The sequence below is a fragment of the Actinacidiphila sp. bgisy160 genome (assembly GCF_965342435.1).
Taxonomy (GTDB): Bacteria; Actinomycetota; Actinomycetes; order Streptomycetales; family Streptomycetaceae; genus Actinacidiphila.
On record NZ_CBDRCM010000096.1, the window covers coordinates 1 to 12,165 of the forward strand.

Annotated in this window: 8 protein-coding genes and 3 pseudogenes; 5 read left to right on the forward strand and 6 right to left on the reverse strand. The window is 68.2% G+C overall.

Features of this window, described 5'->3' with window-relative positions:
- A partial coding sequence (locus tag ACRWNP_RS36170; RefSeq protein ID WP_431969117.1) for a hypothetical protein occupies positions 1-324 on the forward strand: 324 nt, incomplete at its 5' end.
- A 227-nt stretch (positions 325-551) separates the two neighbouring features.
- Here ACRWNP_RS36170 and ACRWNP_RS36175 read toward each other — a convergent pair.
- The gene (locus tag ACRWNP_RS36175; protein WP_431969119.1) at positions 552-2,129 is read right to left on the reverse strand and encodes an ADP-ribosylglycohydrolase family protein; all 1,578 of its coding nucleotides are present in this window, start codon (positions 2,127-2,129) and stop codon (positions 552-554) included.
- Between the two features lie 137 nt (positions 2,130-2,266).
- Between ACRWNP_RS36175 and ACRWNP_RS36180 the strand changes: the two are divergent.
- Positions 2,267-2,593: pseudogene (locus ACRWNP_RS36180) on the forward strand (helix-turn-helix domain-containing protein); the annotation flags it as partial.
- A gap of 557 nt (positions 2,594-3,150) precedes the next feature.
- On the opposite strand, the pseudogene ACRWNP_RS36185 reads toward ACRWNP_RS36180, so the two are convergent.
- Positions 3,151-3,336, reverse strand: a pseudogene (locus ACRWNP_RS36185) (restriction endonuclease); the annotation flags it as partial.
- Positions 3,337-3,605: 269 nt separating this feature from the next.
- Between ACRWNP_RS36185 and ACRWNP_RS36190 the strand changes: the two are divergent.
- Positions 3,606-4,478 (forward strand): hypothetical protein, encoded by an 873-nt coding sequence (locus tag ACRWNP_RS36190; RefSeq protein WP_431969121.1) that lies wholly within the window; start codon positions 3,606-3,608, stop codon positions 4,476-4,478.
- 268 nt (positions 4,479-4,746) lie between these two features.
- Here ACRWNP_RS36190 and ACRWNP_RS36195 read toward each other — a convergent pair.
- Positions 4,747-5,865: pseudogene (locus ACRWNP_RS36195) on the reverse strand (IS630 family transposase).
- A 329-nt stretch (positions 5,866-6,194) separates the two neighbouring features.
- On the opposite strand from ACRWNP_RS36195, the gene ACRWNP_RS36200 reads away from it, so the two are divergent.
- On the forward strand, positions 6,195-6,422 hold the full coding sequence (locus ACRWNP_RS36200) for a hypothetical protein (RefSeq protein ID WP_431969123.1): 228 nt from the start codon (positions 6,195-6,197) through the stop codon (positions 6,420-6,422).
- A gap of 460 nt (positions 6,423-6,882) precedes the next feature.
- On the opposite strand, the gene ACRWNP_RS36205 is transcribed toward ACRWNP_RS36200, so the two are convergent.
- Positions 6,883-7,215, reverse strand: coding sequence for a hypothetical protein (locus tag ACRWNP_RS36205; RefSeq protein ID WP_431969125.1), 333 nt, complete (start codon positions 7,213-7,215; stop codon positions 6,883-6,885).
- Positions 7,216-7,494: 279 nt separating this feature from the next.
- Here ACRWNP_RS36205 and ACRWNP_RS36210 point away from each other — a divergent pair, with 279 nt between their 5' ends.
- Positions 7,495-8,028 (forward strand): hypothetical protein, encoded by a 534-nt coding sequence (locus ACRWNP_RS36210; RefSeq protein ID WP_431969127.1) that lies wholly within the window; start codon positions 7,495-7,497, stop codon positions 8,026-8,028.
- Between the two features lie 277 nt (positions 8,029-8,305).
- Here ACRWNP_RS36210 and ACRWNP_RS36215 read toward each other — a convergent pair whose 3' ends face one another.
- Entirely contained in the window at positions 8,306-10,864 is a 2,559-nt protein-coding gene (locus ACRWNP_RS36215; RefSeq protein ID WP_431969129.1) for a GmrSD restriction endonuclease domain-containing protein, read from the reverse strand.
- 342 nt (positions 10,865-11,206) lie between these two features.
- On the reverse strand, positions 11,207-12,165 hold a 959-nt coding region (locus ACRWNP_RS36220), incomplete at its 5' end, for a 3'-5' exonuclease (RefSeq protein ID WP_431969131.1).

A 12,165-nucleotide genomic window follows, 5' to 3' on the forward strand; every position in this document is an offset into this window, starting at 1 on the left:
AAGGACGCGATCCATCTGGCCCGGCACGCCATCGACCTGCTCGGCCCGATCGAAAACGAAACCGACCACCCCTACCTGCTCTGGCTCGCCCAACTCCACCACGATCTCGCTGTCTACCTCCGCGCCGATGCACGTCCCCTGGAAGCTCTCGGCGCCGTCGGCCGGGCTATCCCGCTGCGCGAACGCCTCGCCGAGACCGATCCCGGCATGCACACCGCCCCCTTGGTCTCCGACCTTGAGCTGACCGCGACCCTGCTTGACGCGCTCGACCGACCCGACCAGGCCCAACGAACCCGGGCACGCATCAAGGACCTGACCTGTTGACGGATGCCGGGAGGCATTGAGTAGCCACCTTCCGGCTCAACAAGGTCACTGCCAACTGCGGGAAGACGGCCTCGAGGCTTCGGACCTCGGCTTCGTGGGCTGGACGACGACCTCGGTGACCCGGTGATCGTCACCGGCCGCAAGACGACCCGAGGTAAGCCGCTGACCGCCGGCACCCCGACCCCGCGGTGGTGATCTTCGGCGTGGAGCTCATTCGGTATCGTCCCTCAGGCGCTGGCCCCGTCGACCTTGCCCACCTGGCCGGGCTGCGGGGTGGGTCCGGTCGGCTTCCCTTGGGGGGCTGCTGTGGTGGTCAGTTCGTGCACCACATCGTGGAGCTCAGGGTGCGCTGACAGATGCCAGCCCTGCACCAGTACCTCGCGCAGGTCTTTGAGCGCGGTGGTGGGGTCGGTGCCGTGGGCCAGGTGGCTGTATACAGCCGCGACGGCCGGGGTGCGGCTCTGCCCGGCGAAGCAGTGGAGCGGGACGCGCTTGCCCTCCTGGCGCAGCCGCAGCACCTGACGGGCGGCCTGGTCCACGACGTAGTGAAGGTTGGCGTTCGATCCCTGACTGTCCACCAGCCAGACGCGGACGTGCTCGGTGTCGGTGCCGGGCAGGAGCGGGGCGGTGCCGACGCGGCACAGTGAGACCACGGCGTCGACTCCGACCGGCTCGGCGCCCTGGGCCAGGGCCAGGTTGCCCAGAACCACCCCGGGGTCGTGGGGGTGGGGTACGGCGAAGCTGCGGTGGTCGCCGGGCGGCATCTGCGGCGACGAGGGCCAGCCGAGTTTGTCGTCGCTCCCGCCCCGGGCGGTGAGCACCGCCAGCCGGACCAGGTCGGCCGCGGTGAGGTCCGGCCAGCCGTTGACGGCCTGCTGCCATTCCAGCGGGATGCCGGAGCAGCCCCAGCGCGCGCCGAGCAGGGCGCCCGCGATCGCGGCGACGGTGTCGGTGTCCGTCCCGGCCCGAACCGCCGCCTCCAGAGCCAGCTGAAGGTGCTGGGCGGGGAAGGTGCGCTCGGCGAGGCTCAGTTCGGGCACCGCGGTGCGGGTGATGGCCGACCAGGCGGCCTGGAACGCGTGGACGACCCAGCCGTTGTTGTGGAAGTGGTACGGCGGGTTGGCCTCCGCCTCGTCCAGCCGCTTCGCCCACGTCTCCCGCCGTTCGGCCGGGAGCAGGTCCAGGCCTTCGCGTACGCCGTCGAAGGTCCCGTGCAGCACCGCCGTGCGGATGCCGGAGCACCACAGCACGCAGGCGTCGGCGCAGTCGGGGTCCGGGTGGGTGAGCGCGCTGACGGCGATGGCGGCCTCCGCCATCGCGGCGGCGTCGCCGAGGTGGGCGAGGGCGACGATCCCGGTCCGCATCAACGAGCCGTTCCCGGCGCTGCGGACGTTGCCGGCGGTGTACTCTCGGGCGGTCTCCCGCATCGCCGTGCCCGCCGACCCGGGTGCGCGGGCGGCGGTGCTCAGGATCATGCTGGTCTGGTTGCCGACGTCGCTGGCGCCTTCGCTCAGCCAGCCCTGGAAGTTGGCGGCGATCGCGTCCAGGGCCTCGGGGCTGCGCAGATCCGCTCCGGTCGCCGCGACCTGGGCGATGCAGACCTGCATCTGGGTGTCGTCGGAGTACTCGCCTGGCTCGTACGGACCCAGGCCGCCGCCGATCATCCGCGGTTGCTGATCCTCCCGAAGCGTCGCCTGGAACTCGTACGGCACACCCAACGCGTCACCCACCGCCGCGCCGAGCAGCACCCCGGCAGCCCGGTCGGTGCCCTTCGCGCCAAGGCGAGGGTTCGGTATGCGAGCCATGGTGCCTCCATACAGTGCGGCGGCACGCGGCGGGCGGGCCGGACGGGGCGGTGATCTGCGGGCAGCAGCGGCGGCCAGAAGCGACCGGAACGGCGCAGGCGTGGGGGGAGAATGTTGATCAAGTGATCGCGGGGGAGATGCTGCGTCAGCTTGGCACGCCACCCCACTTATCGTCAAGAAGACGCAATGGGGAGGAATGCTTCCGGCTTATGGGGCTTGGGTTCAACAACGGTGATGCGTGCAGACGCGTTGAGGACAATCCTCGGACCGGCCGTGAGTGGCGCAACGGTCGGTCCGAGGGTGGAAAGAAGCATCCGAGACTGCCCCCAGTGGTGTGGGTGGCCTCGGGGCCGTCCCGGTACCTGACGGATGACGAGCGGCTGCACATCGCCGACCGGCTGCGGGAGAAGGCAACGATCCGCGCCATCCCCACCGAGCTGGGCCGCAGCCCTTGGATCTTGTCGACGTGGTGCTGCTTGCTGCCGGTACGGAGCAGACGTGCGGCCTCAGCCACCAGGCCGTCCTGCTGCATTGTGGAGGCCGCCGTGGCGCCGTTGTGCGTGGGGCGTGGCACACGAGTCCTGCTCACCGTTGCCGCCGGGCCCGTTCCTCGTCGGGAAACGACGGCCGCACGGAAGGGCCGGAGCTGGAGGGAGATGCGGACGCCGAACCGTGCGGCTATCAGGAACGTGCCGAGCGACCAGCACGCCAGGAGGATGCCGATGAACTTCAGGACGTCCAGGGCGAGCGGGCGGGTGTAGGTCTTCTCGCCTCCGATCGAGCCCAACGGTGCCATTAGGAGACAAACTCCCGCGAACACACGCCAGTTCCGCTGCCAGAACGTCTGTACTTCGGCCGTTTTGGTGTTCCGAGCCGCTATGGGCGCGGTGGATGCGGAGGAGCGCTGGATGCGGCGTGCCGTGTCGTTGACCGGCGTCATGGCGCCGTCCAGGCGATAGCTGAAGAGCGCGATGTTCCACTCCTGGGCGTAGGCCACGGCCGTGGGCGTGTAGTCGCTGCCGGTGAAGAAGATCAGTTGTGCTGTCGATCCGTAGGGGCGCGCTCCCACGAAACGTTGCAGTTCCGGACGCCCAACCTGGGCAGCCTGGTACTTGACTTGTCCCAGTGCGCCGGTAGCGCGGACATCGATGCCGGAGTCCGGGCCTCCGGGCCGTGCGGCGGCATCGGTATAGCCCCAGTGGCGCATCCAGCGGGCTGCGTTGTGCTCGGCCTACTGCCACGACGAAATTTGCAGCGGTAGCGGCGGCACAGCCTGATGCGGCATCTCGGCCAGGTTCCCCCTCATGTACTCGCTCCCGGCTCGGCAGGCCACTGCCCAACGCAGAGCAGAAGCCACACCTGACAGAGGAATAGCAGGTCGGCGCGGAACTGCCCCATAGTAGGCGGTGCCGTAGTGACCGCAGTAGCGGGAAGTACGTGAAAGCGAGATGCCCACCGGGGGAAGAAGGCCATGCGATGACTTCAGGACGCGTCAGTCTCAGCGGAGGCCAGTCGTGGATCAACCGGCTGCGCGCCCGAACCGTCGGACGTGAAGTCCTGAGCTCCAGTCAGATGGCTGTCGCCATCGGCGGGCTGAATACCACCCTGGCCGAACTCAAGCGCGCGGTACGCGACTACGACCAGGTCGGGGCCGCGGATCTGTACGCTCTGGCCTGGCACAAGGCCGCGGATATTCCGGTCTCTGCTTCCCGTGAGCAGCGCAGCGCACTCAGGGAGATCCGCGAGACCATCGATTCGCAGGCGTGGAAACAGCGCTCCCGCGAAGAGGCGGCGAGATCCCAGCAGCCGGCATCTGCCGTGGCACCGCCGCCCCAGCCCAAGACCACACCGCGCGCCAGGCCGCAGCGCAGCGCCCGACCGGAGAGCACCACGCGGACACCGATCCGACAATCCGCCAGCGACCAGGGTCGTGCAGTTGAACCGCGGCAGAGCCGTTCCGACGCCTCGTCGCAGCCAGCATCCGAGCAGCATGAAGCCATTGAGCTCCTGCCTCTCGGCCAACTGCTCGAGATCGCCTCGCAGGTCCGGCCGGTCCTGACACGGATCGCGCGTGACCGCGCGCTGGTCACCTGGTCCGACCTGCGTCAGCGGATACACGGTCTGCCGCGCCTCAGCCTGGAGAATCAGGCAGCGGTGCTGGTCCTGGTGGACCAGGACTCCGATGGCGACGAGCCGTTGCTGTCCGCCCTGGTGACGGTGGGCAATGGGCAGATGCACCCGCACTTCCCCGTCATCGTCGAATTCCTCGGGCGCGGCGATGCCAAGCAGGTCCGTACCGCTTGGTCGTCCGAGGTTTTGAAAGTACGCCAGTGGTGGCGTCACCGGTGACATGGAGGAGAACGGCACAATGACGGCCAAGTCCGCGCACCGACTGGTCGTACGGCAACCGGGCGGAGGCCTGCTCGAGATACCAGTTGCCGACGCACGCGAGGCTCTCGTTGTCGCGGGCACTCGCCACGGTGAAGCGGTGATCGAGCGGCTCGTTGACGGCACATGGGTGGCAGTCGCTGCCCGGCTTGTCGATGGCCGATGGGTCAAGAAGAGGCAGCGAGCCACGACTAGCTAGTGCGTTGACCAAGAACGTTGACGGGGTTGATTAGGCGGCTTTGGGTCGTGGGCGGCCCCAGCGTTGTTGGCGCTCACAGCGGATCTTGGCGCGTTCGCGGCGTTGGGCTGCCAGCACGTCGGGGTGGCGGGCGTTGGCGTTTCGCCACCTGAGGTATTCCTGGAGCCTGCGGGCGAGCACGGTGTGGTTGGGGTGGTCGGAGCCGCCCATGACGAAGTTACGTAAGGGGCCGAACTGGGCCTCGATCGGGTTGGCCCACGATGCGCTCGTCGGCGTGAGGCACAGCTCGACCTTGTGCTTCTTCGCCCAGGCCCGGATCGCCGGGGTCTTGTTCGCCGACAGGTTGTCCATGATCAGGTAGATGGGGGCGCCGTCGGGCCGGGCCGCACGGATCGACTTCAGCGCGGCCAGGCTGTGGTCGCCGCCCTTGCGGCGGCGGGTCACGCCCCACAGCCGGTCGTCGCCGAGCGAGTAGCAGCCGTGGAAGTACCGGATCCCGTGAGTGCGGCGATAGGTGGCCGGCAACCGGTCCGGCTTCTTTTGCGGCGCCCAGCAGGTGCCGTGGCAGGGTCGGATCGATAACGGGCCGAACTGATCGAACGCGAAGCACCGGTCGGGGAAGCGGCTGGTCACGTGCTCGATGCGGTCGAGTTTGGTGTCCTTGTCCGGGTCCTTGGACTCCTACCAGGTGCGGGTGCGCTGGAAGGAGACCCCGTGCTCGTGCAAGATCTGCCGCAGCCGTTCGCGGCCTATGCGCACCCGGCGGTTCCCGTTGCGGGTCAGGTAGTCGGTGAGCTTGCGAAGGCTCCAATGCGTGAACGGGCGCCCCAGTTTCATGGGGCGGGTTGTGGCCGTCGCGATGATGAACTCACGGTCGTCATCGCTGATCAGGCGGGGACGGCCTCCCGCCCACTGAGGGTCCAGCGCGGCCAGGCCTTTCTCGTTGAAGGCGTGGATGACGTCCCGGACGGTGTCCTCGTGCGCGGCGACCAGCCTGGCGATCGCCGTCGCGGTGGTGCCCGACGCCGACGCCATGATGATCAGTGCCCGGCGGACCCGCACCGACTCGTGGCGGCCCCGCCGGACGATCTGCTGCAGCCTCTGCCCTTCTTGATCGGTCAATCGCCGTGCCCTGACCGGCTCTGCCATCTTCGCCCTCACCCTCAACAGCGATCACGTCGACGACGAGGATGACGCCTACAACCCAGCACCGCGAGCACCGACCGGCGGATCCCAAGCACCCCAGCAACGTTCGTGGACAACGCACTAGCGCTGAGGAGACCCGGCAGCAGACGCCGCGGACGCAGAAGCCGAAGCCCACTCGCGGACGCCGAACGGCCCGTACCTCGAAGGCGCCGGCGTACGGCATCGGCACAGGTACGTACTGGAGCGACGATCTGGCTGCGGGCCGGAAGAAGAAACGGCGGCGCAAGCGCAAGCTCTGGGAGTGACGTGCCGTCGACGACCTCCGGGTCAGCATGCCCGCCACCCGCCGCGCCCTGAAAGCGTTCGACATGGTGGTCGATATGGCACCGTCGAACCCCCTCAGCGTGGCCGCGCGCCTCGCGCAGTTCACGGCGCAGTCGCGCCTGCGCGCCGCGGAGGCCCCGACGCCCGTCGCCAGATCGATCCCGCACGGCGCCGGGCACGACCAGCGTGTGCACCACCTGCAGCAGCAGCCAGGCACCATGCCGACCATGAAGTGACCCCTGCTTGGGCGCACCGCCGGGACGTCCTCGCTGGACCGCGCCGGGATCACCTGGGGCTCCGACTCCGAGCGCGAGTGGGACGAGACCGAACTGAAGGCCTCCCGGCTGCTGGCGGTAGCGTCGTCATAGCGCAGGAGCGTGAAGGTGTTCATCATGGCGAGATAGGACAGGCACGGCAGCACCACAGGCCATGATGCCGTCTGTCCCCGTCAAGGTGAAGACAGTGGGGTGAGCGACGCGCACAGCCGGAGACCAGTGATCAAGGTAGTGACCTGGCCGGATGACTTATCGGCACCCGCAGAGCGGAGCACCACCACGCACAGTCCCAGGAGTTTGGCCGACGGCAGACTCGCTAACCATGACGGCATACGCAGTGACCGAGGCACAGGCGCGGCAGACATCGGTCAAGCCAGATCCGTCCAGCCCCGTCGCTGGCCGCTGTCCTGTGCTCTCGTCATTACACGTATCCTTTGCCGGTGCGCAGGTGAACCCGCAGCCGCTCGCCAGTTGGGCCGAGGTACGTGTAGACGGCCGCGAGCTTTTCAATGTTCCGCATCCGTTTCCACGAAGGCATCGGCGGGAGCGGGCCGCCAGGGATGGTAGTCGCCCTGACGACTTGGGCTACTTCCGGTGCGTCGGTCACCTCGGAGGCTGGAGGCTGAAGCCGCGCTATGCGCTCTTCTAGTTCGGCCAGACGCTCATGGTAGTGCTGAAGCCATGGGTACCGCGTGGAGAGTTCGATGTACTGATACCGCAGGATTTCGAGCCGTTCGAGCTTCTTCTGCATCATGGCGCTGCCCCCCTTGGCCCGAAACGGACCGGCCGCTGCCTATCTCCTGAAGGGAGAGTTCGGGACGATGCGAGGTTTTCTCGGGTGTATCGCCTGAATCGGCTGAACCGACTGCCCCTGGTTTGCGCCCCCAGCGGCAGTGCTAAGTGTTGGCGGCTCACGGCTCTTCTACTCACTTATATGCAACTTGCTCAAGAAGACACACGCGTGAGCCAGCGTGAGTAAGCTTACGCATGTCGAAGTGCAAAGATGCTGCGTTCGCAGTCAAGGGGAGGGCGAATGCGCCTGATCGATGGCACGCCGCAGGAGATTGCCGAGTTCTTGCGGCTGACAGCACCGGAGGACGATGCGGATGCCGGCGCGCCTGCTGAGGCGGAGCTGGATGCGCCTGTCGGCGGGCTGGGTGGGGAATTGGACTGGGCCCAGATCACAGATCTGGTGCGCGGTCGCGCGCGTAGTGCGGAGATCGCCAGGCGTGTGCTCGACTTCCTTCAGGGTGCCGTGGCGCTCGGTGATGTCGAGATCGGTCCGGGGGAGTCCGAGCGGACCCGGGACGGCCGCACCGACTACATCATGGTCCGCGACGCGGGCGTCCGCCGCTTCGGCGCCGTCGCCTATGTCAAGGCCACCAACGGCGGACTTACCCTGCGCCTGACCCGTGAAGACGTGGCCGATCTGGACGAGCCGCGCATCGGTTTCCGGGCGGTGCGCCCCGGTCACCAGTACGTCGTCAACTGCCCGCTCCGCGACGATGAGGCGGTCCAGGCAGCGCTGCGCCTTGTGCAGGTTGCCCTGGCGAAGGTCCGCCTCTAACACGAACAGTCCCTGACAGCGCCGCGAGGGGTCCTGTCCGATCGGACAGGACCCCTGGTGATTCCCCTGGGGCGTCGCCGGTTTCTGCTCTTGGGGTGACCTCGCTGCACACGGACTGCCGTCGGGGTGGAGCCGCTGGGCGCCGGGAGGGCCGGTTGACTTCCGCAAGGGTGCGGGCCGAGCGGGCTGGTGGGTGGCACGGTGTGCCGCCCACCAGCCGGCGTTGCGCCGTGGCACGTCCGCCCGGTGGTCTGGTTTTCGGGTGTGGTTGTGCCGGTCAGGTCGTGCGCAGTGCGTGGTCGCGGAACCAGGCGAGGGTTTCGAACAGGCTTGCTCGGCCCTCTTCGCTTTCCAGCACGGTCAAGGGGAAGGAGGGGCGCAGGCCGAGTTTGCCGTGGGGGATGGTCACGCCCTCGATCCGGTTCAGTCGCTGTCGGAGTTCGTCGCGCAGGCCGGGGTCGGTGAACGGTTCGCGTGAGGCCAGGTGCTGGAAGACGACTTCCACGGCTCCGCCGCGGCCGGTGCCGGGGAAGATCGCAAGCGGCCAGATGGTGGCCTGGGCGCCCGGCCGGTCGAGGTTGAGGAACGCGCTGGTGTAGGTGTGCCCGGTGCCCAGGCCGACCCAGCCCCCGGCTGCTTCCCAGAAGTCCAGGAGCTCGCGGACGGCGGCGACGTGTGGTTCGGGGTTGTCGGTTGCCAGCTGCTTCTGGAAGCGTTCCCAGCGCTCCTGCCAGGAGGCCCGGGCGTCGGGTGAAAGGCCGGGGCGCGTGATCTCCGGTTCGGGTTCTTCCTGCCGGAGCAGGGCTGCAAGATCGTCCGCGTCGAGCCGCTGGGAGGGCAGGGCGCCGCCGGTGGCGGTGAATTCCACGCCTTCGCTTTCCAGCAGTGCCCGTACATCGGCGCTGTCGCGGCCATCGGCCCACGTGAAGCCCTCGACTATGCGTCCGTCGAAGGTCAGCACGCGGTGGGCGTTGAGCAGGCCGGGCGTGGCCAGTAGGTGGGTGCCCACCGGTCCGGCGCTGGAGCCGATGAGCGCGGCAAGGTCGCCGTAGGTGGTCCAGGTTCCGTCCGGCATGGCGGCCAGGACCTGGTGCAGCTGGCCCCAGTCGCGGCCGCGTTCCACTCGGGAGACGCCTTCCAGGGGAGAAGGCCACAGGTCGATGACGCGGTCGGCGAGTTCATCGGCCCGTGCGAGGATCTCGGTTGCCCCCCAGCGGTCGGTGTCGGCGATCTGCCGGTTCATCTCCAGATGGCTGGCGTGCAGCAGGTCCTTCTTGCGGTCGAAGGGATTGTTGGACAGCTGGGAGTTCACTGCGGTCAAGGTGAGGTTGCCCAGGGTGTGCACGAGGCGGGCGTGGAGTTCTTCCGGGGTCTCGCCGTCGGTGCAGTCCTGGGCCAGCGCGGCCAGCCACTCCGGGCCGGCGGACTGCGGCATCACGTGCTCGACGGTGAGCTTGGCCTGGGTGAAGTCGACCGGCTCGGGGTGCTCGTAGCTCTGCTCGAGGCGTTGCAGGACGAACTTGCGCTGGTTGACCCGGCCGCGTTCGTAGAACCGGCCGGTCCGCGCGTGCTGGCGGACCTCATCGTCGGTGGGCCAGAACCGGCGGTGGGCGGACAGCAGCTGCCGCAGGCCGTCGGCAGGGGAGAGGCCGACCGGCAGCTGGCCGGGTACGGCCTGGAAGATGCGGTTGAGGTTGTTGGTGGGGATCCAGCACAGCATGCGCCGGACCAGGAAGCTCTCCACATAGGACAGGGCCCGTGCCACCTCGGCGCTGTCGATGTTGCCCTTGGAGCGTTCGTCCAGCATCAGCATGACCGCGGGGTGGGCCACGCTGGCCTGCCATTCCTGGAGCCGGTGCAGGTGCTCGCGCACGCTGCGGTCCGGTTCGCGCTCCGGATGCAGGATGCGGGTGAAGTGCTCTGCGCGCCGGTGCAGTTCCTTGATGTAGGCGAGCACGGCGTCTTCGCCGGAGCCGATGTCGGCGAAGCGCTGCTGCTGCGCGGTGTACAGGTCTTGCCGGCGCGCTCGGTCGTCGCCGTCGAGCACCAGCTGCAGCCACATCAGATGCTCGAGGTCCTCGTTGCTGAACGCCTCCTGAAGCGGCAACCAGTAGGTGTCGTACACCTCCTGGGCGCGCTGCCGCAGCTTCATGAACAGGTAGTTGCGCAGCAGGTCGGCCTGGCTGAGCTTCAGGCCGGTGTTGTTCAGGGACTCGAAGATCCGGTGGACGTTGTCGTCTTTTTCCGCACTGACCGCCACCAGGGTCATCCGGGAGGCGATGGCCTGCTCGATGAGGGCCAGGTCGTACGGATCGGCGGGGTCTTCCGCCTTGATCAGCCTGCTTTTGAAGAAGCGGTAGGTCTCGCCGACCCGGCCGCCGCCGCTGCCGGTGTGCGTGCCGCGGATGTACTCCGCGTAGTGCGCCCTGTCCGCCTGGGTCGGCAACAGCCGGAAGTAGTCCTCTCCCTGCTTGCGCTTGTTGATGAGGTACTCCTCATCGATGCGCTCTCGGGCCTCGGGGTCGGTGGCCGCCAGATGGTCGCGCAGCGCGGTCAGCGCCAGCGACAGCGTCGTGAGCCGCTGCTGGCCGTCCACGACGAGCCACCGGGGGAAGGTCGGCTCGGTCATCGGAGACGGCGCCAGCACCACCGAGCCGAGGAAGTGCGTGGTGCCGTTCTTCTGCTCCGCCAGCAGTCGTGCCTGGTCGAGGATGTCCCGCCACAGCTGATCCAGCTGACGGTCCGTCCAGGAGTACGTCCGCTGATACAGCGGGATCTGGTACTGCTGGGCCCGGCCTTGCAGCAGATCGGCCAGGATCGTCTCAGACGCCTTCATTGTCCCCTCGCAACTTTCGCATGTCCCATCCCCGACTCGGTGCCCGTGCCGCAGCCCGGGCTCCGATGACGTAGGTCATATCACCTCGCTGCGACATCACCCACTGGGCGCTGTGGATCAACGACACCCGGTGACACACCCAGTCTCGCCCCTTCTCTGAGGTGTCCACCCCCGGGCATCCCGTGCATGGCGTACGGCAGTGGGCAACTCCCTGGACGGCTGCAGGCGGGTGGCTTGCAGATGTCCCGCGCCGAGTAGAAGTTGCGCCAGGTAACCTGCCGGGCAGTCAGCAGCACCGGTAACCGGGCCGTACGCGATCACCCGCTTGTGGTCCTGGGTGGCTCAGGCTGGCAGGAAGGGGCTGGGCTCGCCGTTCCAGGAGACGAACAGGCCTTCACGGGCGCGGGTGCAGGCGACGAAGAGCAGGCACCGCTCGGCGAGCAGGTCGGTCTGGTGCTGCAGCCGGTCCACCTCGACCGGGGTGACGGCGCCGGCGGCGGGCACGCTGTGCGCGGTGACCCCGATGACCGCCATACACCGGTACTCCAGTCCCTTGATCGCGTGCATCGTCCCGACCCGCACGGCCGCACGCTCCGGCGGCGGATCGTTTCGCAGCATGGTGACCTCGATGCCCGCCTGCGTCAGCCGTTCGGCTGCAAGGTCGCCGAGCTTGCGGGTACGGGCGGCGACCCCGATGTCCTGCGGCAGTACGCCCGCCTTCAGCCAGGTGCGGATCTGGTCGACGAGGGCGTCCAGTTCCTTGGCCTGGGACGCGGCTTGGTGCAGGACCGGGCGGGTGCCGTGCAGGGTGGACCGATATCCGTCCAGGCCTTCGGCGCCCTGCCCGATGGCATCGTCGTCGTTGCCGTCCAGAGAGTCGAACGACTCACCGGTCAGCAGGGCGGTGGCCCAGGTGAGGATCTCATGCGTGGTCCGGTAGTTGAGCCACAACCGCGCCGACCGCCCGGCCACCTTGATGCCCAGGCTGCGCAGCGACACCTTGTTGTCGTAGATGCGCTGATGAGGGTCGCCGGCGATGAACAGGTCGTCCGGGCCCTCGGTGACGCACGCCCGCAGCATCCGCCACTGCGCCGGGTGAAGATCCTGAGCCTCGTCGATCACCACATGCCGGTACGCGGCCTCATCGCGGCCGGCCAGGACCCGGGCCGCCTCGTCGGCGATCTGCAGATGCGTGAACCTGCCCTCCTCCCGCAGTTGCGCGGTGAACATCTCCACCGCCCGCCACGCCTTGGCCCTTTGAACCGGCCCCAGCTGGCTGCCTCTGCCGCGTCGGGGAGCCT